We start from the raw sequence: 18,116 nt of genomic DNA on the forward strand, positions 1-18,116 counted from the left end.
CGCGGTGGTGCGGCTGCCGTCGGGCAGCGGGCTGGGCGGGGTGGCGGGCGCGATTCATGTGACGAGGAAGTCGACATTGGTGAGCGCCAGGCCGGCGGCGAGGGTAGCGATCTGCACCGGGCCGGCGCCGATGTTGCCATTGGCGTCGTAGTAGAGCGCGCCGCTGGCGGTGTCGTAGATGAGGTAGTCGTCGGCGTCGGCAGCGGTGGTGACCCCGGCACCGGAGCGGAACGAGCCGGCGGCCAGCGGGCCGTTCGGCAGCGAGCTGAAGATCGCGTTCTCGAGTTCGATGGTGTCGTCGAAGACGCTGAAGTCGCTGATCGTGTCGCGGTTGGTCGCGGCGTTCGGCAGCATGTCGAAGCGGAAGATGTCGGCGCCGAGGCCGCCGCTGAGGGTGTCGTTGCCGTTGCCGCCGCTGAGGACGTTGCCGCTGGCGTCGCCGCTGAGGGTGTCGGCGTAGGCCGAGCCGACGAGGTTCTCGATGCCGGTGAGGGTGTCGCTGCCGGAGCCGCCGGTGGCGGCGCCGCTGGCGAGGCTGGCGGTGACGCCGCTGCCGCTGACGCCGTAGAGGTAGCTGGCGGTGTCGTTGCCGCCGGCACCGTCGAGGACGTTGGCGCCGGCGCCGGCGTAGAGGAGGTTGGCGAGGGCGTTGCCGCTCAGGCTCGCGGCGCCGGTGGCGAGGATGCGGCCGTTCTCGACGTTCGCGCCGAGGGTGTAGGCGGCGATGGAACTGTAGACGAGGTCGATGCCGCCCGTGGTGGGATTGGCGTTGCTTTCGCTGACGCTGTCGCCGGCGTGGTCGACGTAGTAGAGGTCGGAGCCGTCGCCACCGCTCAGGCTGTCGGCGCCGGTACCGCCCCAGAGGGTGTCGTTGCCGGCGCCGCCGTCGAGGCTGTCGTTGCCGGCGTTGCCATTGAGGAAGTCGTTGCCTTGCGCGCCGTTGAGGCGGTTGGCGTTGCCGTCGCCGGTGAGGGTGTCGTCGTAGGTGGAGCCGCTGAGGTTCTCGATTCCGGCGAGGGTGTCGCTGCCGGAGCCGCCGGTGGCCTGGGCGCCGAGGATGGCGAGGCTGACGCTGACGCCGCTGCTGGCACCATAGAGGTAGCTGACGGTGTCGTTGCCGCCGGCACCGTCGAGGAGGTTGGCGCCGGTGCCGGCGTCGAGGAGGTTGTCGAGGGTGTTGCCGGTGAGGTTGGCGACGCCTGAGGTGAGGATGCGGCCGTTCTCGATGTGGGCGCCGAGGGTGGTGCTGGCGAGGTAGCTGAGAACCTGGTCGGTGCCACCGGTTGCCGGGTTGGCGTTGGTCTCAGTGACGCTGTCGCCGGCGTCGTCGAGGTAGTAGAAGTCGGAGCCGTCACCACCGAGCAGGCTGTCGGCGCCGCTGCCACCCCAGAGGCGGTCGTTGCCGGCGCCGCCGTCGAGGGTGTCGTTGCCGGCGCCGCCGTTGAGGAAGTCGTTGCCCTGCGCGCCGTTGAGGCGGTTGGCGTTGCCGTCGCCGGTGAGGGTGTCGTCGTAGGTGGAGCCACTGAGGTTCTCGATGCCGGCGAGGGTGTCGCTGCCGGAGCCGCCGGTCGCCTGGGCGCCGGCAAGGGCGAGGCTGACGCTGATGCCGCTGCCAATGACGGCGTAGAGGTAGCTGACGGTGTCGTTGCCGCCGGCGCCGTCGAGGAGGTTGGCGCCGGTGCCGGCGTCGAGGAGGTTGTCGAGGGCGTTGCCGGTGAGGTTGGCCGCGCCGGTGGCGAGGATGCGGCCGTTCTCGATGTGGGCGGTGAGGGTGTAGGCGGCGAGATAACTGAAGACCTGGTCGGTGCCGCCGGTTGCTGGGTTGGCGTTGCTTTCGCCGACGCTGTCGCCGGCGTTGTCGACGTAATAGGAGTCGGAGCCGTCACCGCCGACCAGGCTGTCGGCACCGCTGCCACCCCAGAGGCGGTCGTTGCCAGCGCCGCCGTCGAGGGTGTCATCGCCGGCGTCGCCATTTAGGAAGTCGTTGCCCTCCGCACCGTCGAGACGGTTGGCGTTGCCGTCGCCGCGCAGGGTGTCGTCCCAGGTCGAGCCGCCGAGGTTTTCGATGGCGATCAGGGTGTCGGTACCCGAGCCGCCGGTGGCCTGTGGGGCGGCGATGGCGAGGCTGACGCTGACCCCGCTGCTGGCGCCGTGGAGGTAGCTGAGGGTGTCGTTGCCGCCGGCACCGTCGAGGAGGTTGGCGCCGGTGCCGGCGTCGAGGCGGTTGTCGAGGGCGTTGCCGGTGAGGTTGGCGGCGCCCGTGGCAAGAATCCGGCCGTTCTCGATGTGGGCGCCGAGGGTGTAGGCCGCGAGGCCGCTGAAGACCTGGTCGGTGCCGCCGCTGACGGGGTTGGCATTCGTCTCCGTGACGCGGTCACCGGCATGATCCACGTAATACTGGTCGGAGCCGTCGCCACCGATCAGGCTGTCGGCGCCGAGGCCGCCGTCGAGGGTGTCGTCGCCGGCACCACCGGCCAGGGTGTCGTTGCCGTTGGCGCCTTCGAGCCGGTTGGCGTTGCCGTCGCCGGTCAGCATGTCAGCGTGGATCGAGCCGCTGAGGTTCTCGATGGCGACCAGGGTGTCGCTGCCGGAACCGCCGGTCGCCTGTGCGCCGGCGATGGCGAGGCTGACGCTGACGCCGCTGCTGACGCCGTAGAGGTAGCTCGCGGTGTCGTTGCCAGCGGCGCCGTCAAGCAGGCTGTTGCCGCTGCCGCCGTACAGGAGGTTGTCGAGGTCGTTGCCGGTCAGGCTGGCGATGCCGGCGGCAAGAATGCGGCCGTTCTCGACGTTCGCGCCGAGGGTGTAGGCGGCAAGGGAGCTGAAGATCTGGTCGGCGCCGCCGGTGGCGGGGTTGGCGTTGGTTTCGGTGACGCTGTCGCCGGCGTGGTCAACGTAGTACTGGTCGGAGCCGTCGCCACCCGTCAGGCTGTCGGCAGCGGTACCGCCCCAGAGGCGGTCGTTGCCTTCGCCACCGTCGAGAGTGTCGGCGCCGGACCCGCCGTCGAGGCTGTCGTTGCCGTCACCGCCATTCAGTGTGTCATTGCCCGCCGCACCGATGAGGGTGTCGTCCCCGCCCTCACCGTTCAGGGTATTGGCTCCAGCGTTCCCCCGCAGGGCATTGCTTGCGGCAGTGCCCGTAGCGACGAGGTTGTCGTAGCCGCTCAACTCGGCATTGACAAACGGTGTCCCGGCGAGCTTGATCGAGAAGGGACTGACGTAGGTCGACGGGTCGGTCAAGGGCGCAACGGCCGAGACGGCAAGTCCCGTCGCGTAGCGCGTGCCCTGCGCGATGGCAGGCGGTGCGTCGAGGACCTCGAGCCATACGCTGAGAGAATCATCATTCGGATTCCGGCTGGCGGCGAGAAAGCCCTGCAGGCCGAAGCGAAGTCCATGCGAGTCGGTGATCGACAATCGAATCGTCGGGCTGTCAGGAAACCAGGTTGAACCCGCACCCTTGACCAGCTCGACCCAACGGCCGAGCTCCTGGGGCGCAGTAAAGAGATGGGCGTCCCTGGGAGTGCTCTCCGAAAGCGCCAGATGATGCACGTTGCCTGAGCCGTCTTCCCAGAGGAGCAGCGACGCATCGAACTGCTGCGCGTCAGCGAACATGCTGGAAAGAGTCCCGCTGCGCACGACATCGCCCCGCGTTCTCGCCAGTCCCGTTGCGAGGGCGATTTCTTCGGTGGCAAGCAGGGTGTTCGTGATGAACACCGTCGTTGCCGCGGGAGAAGGGTCTGGAAAGGTTCGCGTGCTGCTCACGGTAGCTGCCGAGCCGAAGTGTGCGGTGACGCGATCGGTATAGCGGTCGCTCCCTCCGGTGGTGATCTCCGCCTTGTCTGTCGTTGGCACATACAGCAGGTTCTCGCCCCCTTGTGCCGGACGATACGAAAAGGTTGCGGCAAAGGACGTGCCCAGTGAGCCAGACGTACCGTCCGGCTTCTGATACGTCGCGCGGACAAAGCTGTTGGCGACCAGGTCTACGAAGGTCAACGGGTAACCCGCACCGCCCGGTGTGCGGTCGTACAACTCGATGCCGTGGTAGTCGATGCCGCCAAGCAGGGCATCGTTGTGGTAGATGGGTACGGCGGGCTCGGCAACACCCGGCAGGATCTTCGCATACGCGGCGAAGTGCTCCGGCTGGTCGTAGAAGCGCAGGCTGGTAGACGACACCCGCACCCAATCCACCCGGTAGTCGAAGTCGACGTTCGCCTGCGCATCAGCCGCTGGCTGCAATGCCGCACTGTAGGCGAGAGCAAACTCAGGCGCGGGCGCCCAGACGTTCAGGTTCACGCCCATCGGCCCGGTTGGCACAGCGCTGGTCGACGAGTACCGGAGCAGACCATCGACCAGCCATTCGATCCGTCCGGGAAACAGCCGAAAACCGTAGGTGTGGAAGGACGTAAAGTCAAATCCGGTTGGCAACTCGAGCGCGACACCGTGACCCGCGCCGAGAGGCTCGTCGGCATAATGATTGATCAGGGCGCGCGGTGGATCGACTCCGGGCTGGTAGAGGTTGGAGACGAACTCCCAGTCGATCTCGTCATGGTTCGTCGACTGCGCATCGATCAGGCGATACCCGAACAGCGAAGTGACCAAGCCAGGCGGCTTGCCGAACGGTGAGGCGACGCGCGCTTCAAACTGCAGCCCCGGGATTGAGCCGCCGATGGCGAACGTCTGGATCGAATCGATCTCGGACCCCCAGAAGCTGTCGCCCGGCACGAGCGCCGTTGGGTTGTAGGTTGACAGACGCAGGTGCGCAACGCCATCGGCAACCGGGGTCTTCCCTCCGTCACCGGCAACCGACAATGGATTGCGAATCGCCGTGCGACCGAAAAACCCGGCGGCCCCCGTCGGCGTCGTCCACACGCTCCGGTCGACATCGGGGCCTGCAATCGCGAAATCGTCAAACAACAGGACCGCTGTCTGCTCAATCGACATTCCCACCCCCTGTCACGGCCAGCCGCGCAAGACCTGCAGCAAGGACGATGTACGGCAGGCAGGTCTGGTGACTCGATCACCCCGGCGAGAGGGAAGATTGGTGCGTCGCATTCGCTGCCGGCACCACGCCCGCGAGGATGATTTCCATGCTCATCAGTAAAGCACTTGTCCTTTCCAATTACAAGGAGATTCGCCCGCCAGTCGGCAGCCCGGGATGCTCGGCAACGGGACAGCCCGTCCACGCTGGAGAACGGCATTTCACCGCCCGCTGTCCTGCCTCGGCAGAACGTTGTGCTATCGGCCGGGACAGGTCATGCCTCATGTGACGACGAAGTCGAGATTGCTGAGCGCCAGCCCGGCGGCGAGCGTGGCGATCTGCACGGGACCGGCGCCTGTGTTGCCGTCGGCGTCGTAGTACAGCGCGCCGCCGCCGCTGTCGTAGATAAGGTAGTCGTCGGCGTCGGTGGCGGTGCTGATGCCGGCACCGGCGCGGAACGAACCGGCGGCGAGGGTGCCGGGGCTCAGGAGCGAGGTGAAGATCGCGTTCTCGAGTTGGATCGTGTCGTCGAGGACGTTGAAGTCGCCAATCGTGTCGCGGTTGGTCGCGGCGTTGGGCAGGGTGTCGAAGCGGAAGATGTCGGCGCCGAGGCCGCCCGTCAGGCTGTCGTTGCCGAGGCCGCCGAGCAGGGTGTCGTTGCCGGCACCGCCGGCGAGGGTGTCGTTGCCGTTGCCGCCATCGAGCCGGTTGGCGAACCCGTCGCCGGTCAGGGTGTCGGCATGGGTCGAGCCGACGAGGTGCTCGATGCCGGCGACGCTGTCACTGCCAGAGCCGCCGGTGGCCTGTGCGCCGACAATGGCGAGGCTGAGGCTGACGCCGCTGCTGGCGCCGTAGAGGTAGCTGAGGGTGTCATTGCCGCCGGCACCGTCAAGGACGTTGCTGCCGGCGCCGGCGTAGAGGAGGTTGTCGAGGGTGTTGCCGCTGAGGTTGGCGGCGCCCGTGGCAAGGATGCGGCCGTTCTCGACGTGGGCGCCGAGGATCGTGCTGGCGAGGTAGCTCAAGACTTGGTCGGTACCGCCGGTTGCCGGGTTGGCGTTGCTTTCGCTGACGCTGTCGCCGGCGTCATCGAGGTAGTAGAAGTCGGAGCCGTCGCCGCCGACCAGACTGTCGGCACCGGTGCCACCCCAGAGGCGGTCGCTGCCGGCGCCGCCGTCGAGGGTGTCGTTGCCGGCACCGCCGTTGAGGAAGTCGTTGCCCTGCGCGCCGTTGAGGCGGTTGGCGTTGGCGTCGCCGGTGAGGGTGTCGTCGTAGGTGGAGCCGGTGAGGTTCTCGATTCCGGCGAGGGTGTCGCTGCCGGAGCCGCCGGTCGCCTGCGCGCCGGCAAGGGCGAGGCTCACGCTGACGCCGCTGCCGCTGACGGCGTAGAGGTAGCTGAGGGTGTCGTTGCCGCCGGCACCGTCGAGGAGGTTGGCGCCGGTGCCGGCGTCGAGGAGGTTGTCGAGGGCGTTGCCGGTGAGGTTGGCGGCGCCAGTCGCCAGGATGCGGCCGTTCTCGATGTGGGCGGTGAGGGTGTGGGCGGCGAGATAGCTGAAGACCTGGTCGATGCCACCGGTTGCCGGGTTGGCGTTGGTCTCGCCGACGCTGTCGCCGGCGTCGTCGACGTAGTAGGAGTCGGAGCCGTCGCCACCGATCAGGCTGTCGGCACCGGTGCCGCCCCAGAGGCGGTCGTTGCCGGCACCGCCGTCGAGGGTGTCGTTTCCGGCGTCGCCATTGAGGAAGTCGTTGCCCTGCGCGCCGTCGAGGCGGTTGGCATTGGCGTCGCCGCGCAGGGTGTCGTCCCAGGCCGATCCGGCGAGGTTCTCGATGGCGATCAGGGTGTCGCTGCCGGAGCCGCCGGTGGCCTGGGCGCCGGCAATGGCGAGGCTGACGCTGACGCCGCTGCCGCTGACGGCGTAGAGGTAGCTGAGGGTGTCGTTGCCGCCGGCACCGTCGAGGAGGTTGTTGCCAACCCCGGCGTCGAGTAGGTTGTCAAGGGCATTGCCGGCGAGGTTGGCGGCGCCCGTGGCGAGGATGCGGCCGTTCTCGATGTGGGCGCCGAGGGTGTAGGCGGCCAGGTAGGTGAAGACCTGGTCGGTGCCGCCGGTTGCCGGGCTGGCGTTGGTCTCGCCGACGCTGTCGCCGGCGTCGTCGACGTAGTAGGAGTCGGAGCCGTCGCCACCGATCAGGCTATCGGCACCGGTGCCGCCCCAGAGGCGGTCGTTGCCGGCACCGCCGTCGAGGGTGTCGTTGCCGGCGTCGCCATTGAGGAAGTCGTTGCCCTGCGCGCCGTCGAGGCGGTTGGCATTGGCGTCGCCGCGCAGGGTGTCGTCCCAGGCCGATCCGGCGAGGTTCTCGATGGCGATCAGGGTGTCGCTGCCGGAGCCACCGGTCGCCTGGGCGCCGGCAATGGCGAGGCTGAGGCTGACGCCGCTGCTGGCGCCGTACGAGTAGCTGACGGTGTCGCTACCGCCGGCGCCGTCGAGGACATTCGCGCCGATTCCGGCGTGGAGCAGGTTGTCGAGGTCGTTGCCGGTGAGGTCTGCGGCGCCGCTGGCATGGATTTCGCCGTTTTCGACCTGCGCCGTGAGCGTGTACGCGGCAAGGCGGCTGAAGACCTGGTCGATGCCGCCGCTTACCGGATCGGCGTTGGTCTCGGTGACGCTGTCACCGGCGTCGTCGACGTAGTAGGAGTCGGAGCCGTCACCGCCGAGCAGGCTGTCGGCGCCGCTGCCACCGTCGAGGCCATCGTTGCCGCTGCCGCCAAGCAGCGTGTCGTCCCCGTCGCCACCGTAGAGGCCATCGTTGCCGCTGCCACCAAGCAGCGTGTCGTCCCCGTCGCCACCATAGAGCCATTCCGCGCCCGTGCCGCCTGCCAGCGTCTCCGCACTCGAAGTACCCAGCAGCGACACGCGCACGCGGCTGTCGACCAGGATCTGCGCTGCCGAAGTGGTGCCGTTGTAAACGATGTAGGTGCGGCAAGACGGATAGGGGGGATAGCAAGGGCCAGGCGGAGTGAACGAACCGCCGTCGAGAGTCACCGTGCCGGCGTTGCTCCAGCGAGCGGCGTCGACCAGCGCGACCTCGTCGCCGGAGCTGCCGGTGACGATGAGCTGGTGGCGTGCTTCGGGCTGTGCGCCGCCGGCAGCGAGGTCGTAGCTGCCGTCGCTCCAGCCACTGGCGTTGTTGAAGTGGTTCATGCCGGCGAGGTCGAGGACATCGCCGACCGACAGTGCGAGGATGATGTCGTCGCTGCAGCTCAGATCGATGCGCTCGATGTCTTCGAGGCGCGACGCGCTGCCCGGAGTGCTGCCACCCTGGTTGGCGATGGCCCTCAGGTTGAAGATGTCAGGGATGTCCACGGCCAGCCTGATCCCCATGAACACCCGAAAGGCAAGCGTATCGATCCCGCTGCCCCCATCGATCCTGGCCAACTGGCCCCGGCTGACACCGCCGGTCAATCCCGCGAGGTCGCCGACGTCGATGACGAAGGTGTCGTCGCCGGCGCCGCCGTAGAGGACGTCGGCACCGCCGTAGAGGACGTCGGCACCGCCGTTGCCGATCAGCGTGTCGTTGCCGGCACCGGCGACCAGCGTCTCGCTGGCCGCCGAACCCAACAGTGTGTCGGAACCGGCAGTGCCGAACTGGTCAACGGCCGTTTGCGCGAAGGCGCCGGTGGTGCTGCCGAAAATGACGTAACTCTGCCCAGAATTCGCGCTGGCCCGGTGCGCGCCGACGATCAGGTCGGCCAACCCGTCACCGTTGACGTCGCCGGCGGCCGCGACGCTGTGACCGCTGTAGTCGCCTGAGCATTGGCCGTCGATGACGAAGCCGCGATTGCCGCCAGCAATCGCCGATAGATCGACGGCACCGCCGCCGGTCTTGCCGAAGACGACGTAACTGCGCCCAGCATTCGGACCCGCCACCGGATCGCTCCCGGCCGCGCCGACGATCAGGTCGGCCAGCCCGTCGCCGTTGATGTCGCCGGCCGCTGAAACGCTGCCGCCACTGCGGTCACCGCTGCCCTGACCATTGATCACGAAGCCGCCCGTACCGGCAGCAACCGCCGACAGGTCGACGGCACCGCCGCCGGTGTGGCCGAAGACGACGTAGCTGCGACCGGCATCGAGTCCCGCCGCCGGATCGCTCCGGTTCGCGCCGACGACCACATCGGCAAAGCCGTCGCCGTTGACGTCACCGGCCGCGGCGACGCTGTAGCCGCTTCGGTCACGATCGGACTGGCCATGGATCACGAAGCCGCCCCTGCCGGCAGCGACCGCCGAAAGGGCGACGGTGTCGCCGCTGCTCTTGCCGAAGACGACATAGCTGCGCCCGGCGTCGATGCCGGCCACCGAATCGCCGTAACTCGCGCCGACGAGCAGGTCGGACAGACCGTCACCATTGACGTCACCGGCGGCTGCAACCGCGCTGCCGCTGAGGTCCCCAGGCTGGTGCCCGTCGATGACGAAGCCGCCGTTGCCGCCGGCGATCGCCGCGAGATCGACGCTGCTGCCGCCGCTCCTGCCAAACACGACGTAGCTTCGCCCGACGCTCACGCCGCTCGCTGCATCGCTACCCAGTGCCCCGACGATCACGTCGGCAAGCCCGTCGCCGTTGACGTCGCCTGCCGCCGAGACGCTCCGGCCACTGTAGTCATAGGTGCATTGGCCGTTGATCACGAAGCCACCCGATCCGCCGGCGATCGCCGACAGGTTGACGGCACCCCCGTCCGCCTTGCCAAAGACGACGTAGCTGCGACCGGCGGAACTCCGCGCGGCCGGATCGCTCCGGTCGGCGCCGACGATCAGGTCGGCAAGCCCATCACCGTTGACGTCGCCGGCGGTCGAGACGCTGCCGCCGCTCCGGTCACCAGCACACTGGCCATTGATCACGAAGCCGCCGCTGCCGGCAGCGACGGCCGAGAGCTGGATCGCGCTACCGCCGGTCGTGCCAAAGACGACATAGCTTCGCCCGGCCGACTCTCCCGCCGCCGGATCGGCGTAAGACGCGCCAACGATCAGGTCGGCCAGCCCATCGCCATTGACGTCGCCAGCCGCCGAGACACTGCTGCCACTTTGGTCGCTCCCAGCCTGGCCATGGATCACGAAGCCGCCATTGCCGCCCGCAATGTCGGACAGCGCAACCGCGCCCACGTTCGACTGCAGGTCGGCGTCGACGAGCAATTGCACCGCTGCCCCGTCGGCTTCATGGACGGCGTACTGCCGACCGCCATGACTGACCGTGCCGGCTGCCTTCCATGCCCAGGCACCGAGCACGTGGACCCGGTCGCCGGCGTCACCGTCGACGACCACCTGGTGCCTGGCGACCGTCGTACCGAGTCCCGTCCAGCCATCGCCATCATTGAAGGTGTTGATCGCGGCCAGGTCGACGAGGTCCCGGGCGTTCAGGCGGAGCGTGTTGTTGCCGCTGCCGGTGAGGTCGATCCTTTCGATGGCCTCGAGGCGCGACGCGCTGCCAGGCGTGCCACCACCCTGATTGGCGATGACCGTCAGGTCGAGCGTCAGGCCGCTGCCCGAGAGCGCGAGCGTGTCGACACCGCTGCCACCGTCGATGCGCGCCAACCGGCCATCGCTGACGCCGCTGGCCAATGCCGCGAGGTTGCCGGCGTTGACGACGAAGGTATCGTCACCGGCGCCGCCACGAAGGACGTCGGCACCGCCGTTGCCGGTCAGCGTATCGTCGCCGGCGCCGGCAACGAGCGTCTCGCTGGCCGACGATCCGGTCAATGTGTCACTGCCGGCGGTGCCGAGCTGGTCGACGAGGCTGCGCGCGAAGGCGCCGTCCGTACCGCCGAAGATCACGTAACTGCGCCCGGCCGCAAGGCCGGCCGCCGGATCGCTGTCCGCTGCGCCGACGAGCAGGTCGGCGAGACCATCGCCGTTGACGTCGCCGGCTGCCGCGACGCTGCTGCCGGCGCGATCCTGCAGAGACTCGCCGCTGACGACGAAGCCGCCACTGCCCAAGGCAATCGCGGACAGGTCAACGGCGCCGCCGCTCCTGCCGAAGACGACGTAACTGCGCCCTGCTCCGCTGGCCGCCGCCGGTGCGCCGACGAGCAGGTCGGCGAGACCGTCGCCATTGATGTCGCCGGCCGCCGCGACGTCGAAGCCGCTGGCGTCGCCGAGACTCTGGCCGTTGATCACGAAGCCGCCACTGCCGGCCGCGACGGCCGAGAGCTGGACCGTGCCGCCGCCAGTCCTGCCGAAGACGACGTAGCTGCGCCCGGCGCCGGCGCCGGCCGCCGGATCGCCGAAACGCGCGCCGACGACCAGGTCAGCCAAGCCGTCGCCATTGACGTCACCGGCCAGCGCGACGCTTGCTCCGCTGGCATCACCGGCACACTGGCCGTTGATGACGAAACCGCCATTGCCGGCAGCGATCGTCGCCAGCTGAACCGCCGTGCCGCTGGTCTTGCCGAACACGACGAAGCTGCGCCCGGCGTCGGTGCGCGCGGCGGGGTCGCCGTGCGGCGCGCCGATGACCAGGTCGGCGAGTCCGTCACCGTTGACGTCGCCGGCCGCGGCGACGCTCGCGCCGCTGGTATCGCCGGCGCACTGGCCGTTGATGACGAAGCCACCCACACCGGCAGCGATTGCCGACAGCTGGATCGCCGCGTTGCCGCTGCGCCCGAAAACGACGTAGCTGCGCCCTGCCCCGCCGCCGGCAACCGGGTCGCCTGCCGGCGCGCCGACGATCAGGTCGGCGAGTCCGTCGCCATTGACGTCGCCGGCCGCAGCCACGCTGCTGCCGCTGAGGTCACCGGCACACTGGCCGCCGATCACGAAGCCGCCGCTGCCGGCGGCGACCGCCGACAGGTCGACGGCGGCGCCGCTCGTCCGCCCGTAAACGACATAGCTGCGCCCAGCGCCACTGCCGGCCGCCGGATCGGCCGCCGAGGCGCCGACCAGCAGGTCGGCGAGGCCGTCACCATTGAGGTCGCCGGCGGCGGCCACGCTGCCACCACTCAGGTCACCGGCACCGTGACCGTTGATCACGAAGCCACCGATCCCGGCGGCAACCGCCGACAGGTCGACCGGACCGTTGCCGCTGCGGCCGAATAGGACATGGCTGCGCCCTGCGTCGCTACCGGCAGCCGCGTCTCCCAGCCAGGCGCCGACGATCACGTCGCCGAGTCCGTCACCGTTGACGTCGCCAGCCGCGGCGACACGCCAGCCGCTCTGATCGCCGGCACAGTCGCCGTGGATCACGAAGCCGCCCTCGCCGGCAGCGATGTCCGAGAGGTCGATGACCGAGCGCGGCAGGTTGCTGGCGATGGTGGCGTCGATCAGCAACTGCGCTGCCACGGCGGTGGCCTCGTAGATCCGGTAGTCGTGGCCGTCGTGGCTGACCGTGGCGAGCGCGCTGCTCCAGCGCGCAGCGTCGGTCAGCCGCACCGTGTCACCGCTGTCGCCATCGATCACCAGTTGGTGCTTGCGCACCGTCGCACCGAGCCCGCTCCAGCCGCTACCGTTGTTGAAGCTGTTCATCCCGGCGAGATGACAGAGGTCGCCGACGCTCAGCGTCAGCAGGTGGTCGCCAGCGCTGAGGTCGATGCGCTCGATCGACTCGAGCCGCGACAGGCTGCCGGGAGCCCCCCGCCCGGCCTGGCGATGCCGGTGAGGTCGAGCGCGACGCCGTCGTCCGCGACGCGCAGGGTGTCGATGCCGCGGCCGCCGTCGACGCGCGCCAACTGCGTGCCGCCCGCACCGGCGCGCAAGGCGGCGATGTTGTCGCCGTCGAGAACGAAGGTATCGTCGCCGGCACCGCCATACAGGACGTCGGCGCCACCGTTGCCGATCAGCGTGTCGTTGCCGGCACCGGCGACGAGCGTTTCGCCAGCCGCCGTTCCGGGCAGCGTATGGTCGCCACTGCCGCCGAGATGATCGACGGCGGTCGCCGCAAAGGCCCCGTCCGTTCTGCCAAAGACGACGTAGCTGGCACCGCCGCCATCGGCCCCGGCCGGGTCGGCTGCCGGTGCGCCAACGATCAGGTCGGCAAGGCCGTCGCCGTTCACGTCGCCGGCCGCCGCGACACTCGCGCCGCTGCGGTCGCCGGCGCACCGGCCGTCGATGACGAAGCCGCCGATGCCACCGGCGACCCGCGAGAGCGCGACCGCATCGCCGCCGCTCCGGCCGAAGACGACGTAGCTGCGCCCGGCCGAGTCTCCCGCCACCGCATCGCCGTCGGGCGCGCCCACGATCAGGTCGGCGAGGCCGTCACCATTGACGTCACCGGCGGCGGCAACGGCGCGGCCGCTGAAATCACCGGCGGCCTGCCCGACGATGACGAAGCCGCCGTTGCCGCCAGCGATCGCCGACAGGTCGATGGGCGCAGCGCCGCACCGGCCGAAGACGACGTAGCTGCGGCCGGCGTAGTCGCCGCCCACCCCGCCAGCGCCGTAGGGCGCGGCGACGATCAGATCGCCGAGTCCGTCGCCGTTGACGTCGCCAGCCACCGCCACCTGCCAGCCGCTCCAGTCCCCGGCGCACTGACCGTTGATCGCGAAGCCGCCGGCGCCGGCGGCGACCGCCGACAGATCGACGACGCCACTGCCCGTCTTGCCGAAGATCAGGTAGCTGCGGCCCGCCGCCGCGCCCGCCGGCGAGTCGCCGTATGGCACGCCGACGACCAGGTCGGCGAGCCCGTCGCCATTGACGTCGCCCGCCGCAGCGGCACGCCAACCCGCACCGTCGACGGCATTCTGGCCACGAACGACGAAACCACCGCCGCCGGCGACCGCTGCCAGGTCGACCGCGCTGCCGCTGCTCTTGCCGAACACGACGTAGGTTCCGCCGCCGCGGACGACGAGATCGGCCAGCCCGTCGCCGTTCACATCGCCGGCACCGCCCACCGCGCGACCGCTGAAATCGTCGGCCAGCGCACCGTTGATCACGAAGCCGCCGCTACCGGCGGCGATCGCCGAGAGGTTGATCGCGCTGCCGCTGCTCTTGCCAAAGACGACGTAGCTGCGCCCGGCGTCGTTGCGCCCGCTGACGTCGGCGTACGGCGCGCCGACGATGAGGTCGGCAAGCCCGTCGCCGTTGACGTCGCCGGCCGCGGCGACACTGCGGCCGCTCCAGTCGTCGCTCCCCTGGCCATCGAGGACGAAACCGCCAACGCCGGCAGCAACGGCCGACAGATCGATGGCGCCGCCATCGGTCGTGCCAAAGACGACGTAGCTGCGCCCGGCGGACGAACCGGTCGCCGGATCGCGCAGCGGCGCGCCGACGATCAGGTCGTCCAGCCCGTCGCCGTTGACGTCGCCCGCGCCAGCGACGCTGAAGCCGCTCTGATCCCCGCCGCACTCGCCGTTGATGACGAAGCCGCCAATCCCCGCGGCGATGCCCGAAAGTTCGATCCCCATGGCTGCACCCCTCCGAAATCCGTTGCCAATCAATCAAGAAGGCCGGCCGGAAGCCCGGCGCCGGTTCCCGGCCCGGGCGCAGCTGGCTGCCGCCTCCGGGCAACCCGCAGCGGGCGAGCCACCGCCCTCCCCTACCCCTCGATACTCAGCACCCGCCGGATCTCGTCGGTCTTGAACCCCAGCGCCATCGGCCGGCGGACGCCGGGCAGCGTGACGACATCGTAGAGTTCGTCGACGACGCCCTCGAAGCGCAGCCAGTGCACGACGTCGCCGCGGCGCAGGTCGATCACCTGCACGGCGCAGCGCGCCTCGGCGCCGTGCGCCTGCAGGCGGTCGTCGAGCGGCAGGCCGCTGAAGGTCCGGTTGTGGCGCGGCTTCGACAGCCCGACGAGCGCGAAGTCGCCGTGGAACGTGAGGCCGCGCAGGTAGCCGGCACAAAAGGTCACCGGCACGAAGCGGCCGGCGGCGCGGTCCACGTAGCCGAACTCGCCACTGCCGGAGTTCAAAAGCCACAGCCGGTCGCGGTACCAGCGCGGCGAATGCGGCATCGACAGGCCGCCGGCGATCACTTCGTCGCTGGCGACATCGATGACGACGCCGCCGTCGGCACGATGGTCGCGCCAGCCGTCGACGACGTCGGACTGGCTGACCGCCGTGACGTAGGCCGGACGCCCGTCCTGCATCGCCAGGCCGTTCAGGTGGCAGCGATCCTCGGCGGCCAGCCGGCTGCTGAACCGCGGCCGCCACAGCGGCTTGAAGCTGTGCGTCTCGGAGAGCGTCGCCAGGCAGCCAAAGAGCGTGTTGACGAACACCAGCCGGCCGTCGCCAGCGACCGCGAGGTCGTGGATGTCGAGGTCGCCGGTGGTGTAGCCGACCTGCGGTACGTAGAGGCGGTCGTAGCCGTCCTGCTGTTCGCCGGCGGTAAAGACGTTCTCGAAGCGCCAGACCTGGTAGAGGCTGCTGAGGTAGAGGCCGTTGGCGGTCGCACACAGCCCCATGCAGCGGTTGAAGCTGCGTTCGAAGATCGACAGTTCGCCTTCGGGCTTGCGGCCGATCAGGAACAGTTTGCCGATCTGGTAGGTGGTGAGCGCGAGCGAGAGCTGCTGTTCGGCGAGCCAGGCGGCGAACTGCCGTGACGTGCTGATGTCAAGCGCCGGTTGTTGCGCTGCGGCCGCGTCGCGCGGGTCGGGCAGGCGGGGGTCGTGCGGATCGGGGTTCATCGCGGCTCCGGGGTGGCTGGCTGGGAGAATGGCGGGGCCGCTTCGGCGGCGAGCAGCCGGATCGGGCGATCCTCGGCGTAGGCGGCCCACATGCGGGCGTAGAGGGCCTCGAGCGCGCCGACCCAGCGCTCGAGCGCGCACAGCGGGGAGGCGTTGAGGTGCGCGCGCAGGGCGTTGCGTCCGGCGCGCAGTTGCGGGTCGGCGGCGAGCCGGGCGGCGATGGCGACGTAGGCGGCGGCATCGGTGGCGATCCGGTCGTGCTGTCCGAGGCTGGCGAGGAAGCTCGCGCCCATGCGGCCGACGAAGTTGTCGCCCGCCAGGGTGACGACCGGGACGCCCATCCAGAGGGCCTGCAGGGTGGTCGTGCCGCCGTTGTACGGGGTCGGGTCGAGGGCGATGTCGACTGCGCCGTACTCCTGCATCATGTCGGCGAGTCCGCTCGGGCCGCGCAGCTCGAGGCGGTCGGCGGTGATGCCGTGGGCGGCGAAGCATTCGCGCAGGCGGTCCTGCACGAGGCGCTCGTGCAGCGACGGGGCCTTCAGGCAGAGGCGGGAACCGGCGACGGCGTGCAGGACCTGCGCCCAGAGGGCGATGGTTCGCGGCGAGAGCTTGAGGGCGTTGTTGAACGAGGCGAAGACGATCGGCGCGGCGGCCGGCCGCGGTGGCGGCAGCGGGTAGTCGTCGACCGGCGCCCAGCAGAAGACGCTGTCCGGGAGCTGGGCGATGCCTTCGCTGAAGAGTCCGGCGTGCGCGGCGGGGGCGACGATCGGGTCGCCGATCAGCCAGTCGATGCGTGAAAGGCCGGTCGAGTGCGGGTAGCCGAGGAAGGTGGCCTGTACCGGTGCGGCGCGCAGGGCGAAGAGGCCGAGGCGGTGCGAGGCGGTGTGGCCGGCGAGGTCGACGAGGAGGTCGATGCCGTCGCCGATGATGGTGCGCTGCAGGGCGTGGTCGTCGAGCCGCGAGGCGTCGCGCCAGCGGTCGACGGCGGCCTGCGCGCGGCGGGTGTAGGTGTCGAACATCCGGCCGGTGTGGTAGACGGTGATGTCGCAGCGGCGGTGGTCGTGGCGGCCGAGGACCGGCAGCATGAAGAGGTTGACCGGGTGCTGCCGGTGCAGGTCGCCGGTGACGTAGCCGATGCGCAGCCGGCGCTGGGTGGTGCGCGGGTTGGGGAAGGCGGTGCGCTCGGGCAGCGCGGCTTCGATCGGGGCGCAGAGCTGCCGGTGCAGCGCGGCGATTTCGCGGGCCGTCAGGCTGTCGTCGTAGAGCGCGGTCATGGCGATGCTCGAGGCGAGCCGCGACAGCGGGTCGTCGTTGGCGGCCAGCAGTTCCTGCTGCGCGAGGCGCTGGCTGCGGGCGTCGCCGAGGCGGCCGTGCAGGCCGGCGCTGAGCAGGGCGGCTTCGGGTTGCCCGGGGGCGAGCCGGGCGATGCGCGCGAGGCTGTCGCGGCAGTCGGCGAGGCGGTGGACTTCGGACTGGATGCGCGCCAGCGCGAGCCAGGTGGGGACGTGCTCGGGCCGCAGACTGAGCGCTTTCTGCAGGAGGGCGATCGCTTCGCGCCAGTAGTTGTGGGCGTAGACGCGCGCCGCGAGGTCGCTCAGGAAGTCGGGGTTGGCCGACTGCGAGGCGCGGCTGAAGGCGGTCTCGGCGGCGGCGATGCGGTCGCTGCGCAGCAGGGCTTCGCCGAGGTACATCAGCGAGCCGTAGCGCGGGGGGCGGTTGTCGATCAGGGCGGACAGGGCGTCGACGGCGCCTGCGGCGTCGCCGGCGTTGAGCCGCCAGACGCCGAGCCAGTGCAGGCTTTCGCCGGGGAGGATTTCGTGCTGGCGGGCCTGGGCGAGTGCGGCGTCGCGGGCGTCGGCGGGGGTGGGGTCGGGGGCGCCGGGGGTGGTCGGGGGGTCGGCGAGCGGTGCGTTCGCACGGGTGCCGCGGTCGGCGGCGGCCGCCTGCTCTGTGGCCCGCATGTCGTGGAGGCGGGCGAGGTAGAGCCAGGTCAGCCAGTCGTCGGGGCGTTCTCGGGTGCGCGCGCGGAAGCGTTCGATGAGGGCGGCGGCGTGCGCGAGGCGGGGTTGGCCGAGTTGGGCGTCGCCCGTGGCCGGGTCGTGCCGGTCGCCAAGCGCCAGTGTTTCAAGCTGGGCGCGTACGCCGGGGTCGCTGCGCAGCGCCTGACGGGCGGCGTAGGCGGCCTGCCACGGCAGTTCGTGCCGCTGGTAGTCACGCGCGAGCGCGAGCCACAGGCCGGCGTCGAGCGGTGTCTGGCGCAGGGCGGCCCAGGGGCTGTCGGCTGCGGCAGCGGGCGCGCCCTCGCCCGCTGCGACCGGGTCAGCGGTGCGCATGGTCGCGCGGTGTGCGGGCGTGATGGAAGGGCGTGCTGCGCATGGGCCTCCTCAGGTGATGAAGAAGTCGGCACTGGTCAACGCCGGGATGCCGGTGAGCGTCGCGATGTGCACGGGGCCGGCGCCGGTGTTGCCGGCAGCGTCGTAGTACAGCGCGCCGCTGCTGGTGTCGTAGACGAGGTAGTCGTCGGCGTCGGCGGCGCTGC

The 18,116-nt window shown here is 70.2% G+C and carries 5 protein-coding genes; all 5 read right to left on the reverse strand.

Going from position 1 to position 18,116, the window contains the following annotated elements; all coding sequences use genetic code 11:
- Positions 1-54 precede the first annotated feature (54 nt).
- The 5 genes from V5B60_RS20570 to V5B60_RS20590 all read right to left on the reverse strand — a co-directional run bounded on the left by V5B60_RS20570 (position 55) and on the right by V5B60_RS20590 (position 17,910).
- A complete protein-coding gene (locus tag V5B60_RS20570; protein WP_332349780.1) occupies positions 55-4,938 on the reverse strand; it encodes a family 16 glycosylhydrolase in 4,884 nt (1,627 codons plus the stop codon).
- Positions 4,939-5,256: 318 nt separating this feature from the next.
- Positions 5,257-12,480 (reverse strand): beta strand repeat-containing protein, encoded by a 7,224-nt coding sequence (locus V5B60_RS20575; protein WP_332349782.1) that lies wholly within the window; start codon positions 12,478-12,480, stop codon positions 5,257-5,259.
- 35 nt (positions 12,481-12,515) lie between these two features.
- Positions 12,516-14,357: an FG-GAP-like repeat-containing protein gene (locus V5B60_RS20580; protein ID WP_332349784.1), complete on the reverse strand. Its 1,842-nt coding sequence runs from the start codon at positions 14,355-14,357 to the stop codon at positions 12,516-12,518.
- Between the two features lie 131 nt (positions 14,358-14,488).
- Positions 14,489-15,577 carry a TIGR03032 family protein gene (locus V5B60_RS20585; protein WP_332349786.1) on the reverse strand — a complete coding sequence of 363 codons (1,089 nt, stop codon included), beginning with the start codon at positions 15,575-15,577 and terminating at the stop codon, positions 14,489-14,491.
- Complete coding sequence (locus V5B60_RS20590) at positions 15,574-17,910, reverse strand: tetratricopeptide repeat protein (RefSeq protein WP_332349788.1); 2,337 nt, start codon at positions 17,908-17,910, stop codon at positions 15,574-15,576. The genes V5B60_RS20585 and V5B60_RS20590 overlap by 4 nt, the downstream gene beginning before the upstream one ends.
- Between the last annotated feature and the right edge of the window lie 206 nt (positions 17,911-18,116).

The organism is Accumulibacter sp., from assembly GCF_036625195.1.
GTDB lineage: Bacteria > Pseudomonadota > Gammaproteobacteria > Burkholderiales > Rhodocyclaceae > Accumulibacter.

Bases quoted from the DNA above. Each gene is read 5' to 3' on its own strand.
- V5B60_RS20580 (WP_332349784.1), bottom strand. From the start codon at position 14,357: ATGGGGATCGAACTTTCGGGCATCGCCGCGGGGATTGGCGGCTTCGTC.
- V5B60_RS20590 (WP_332349788.1), bottom strand. From the start codon at position 17,910: ATGCGCACCGCTGACCCGGTCGCAGCGGGCGAGGGCGCGCCCGCTGCC.
- V5B60_RS20575 (WP_332349782.1), bottom strand. From the start codon at position 12,480: ATGAACAGCTTCAACAACGGTAGCGGCTGGAGCGGGCTCGGTGCGACG.
- V5B60_RS20570 (WP_332349780.1), bottom strand. From the start codon at position 4,938: ATGTCGATTGAGCAGACAGCGGTCCTGTTGTTTGACGATTTCGCGATT.
- V5B60_RS20585 (WP_332349786.1), bottom strand. From the start codon at position 15,577: ATGAACCCCGATCCGCACGACCCCCGCCTGCCCGACCCGCGCGACGCG.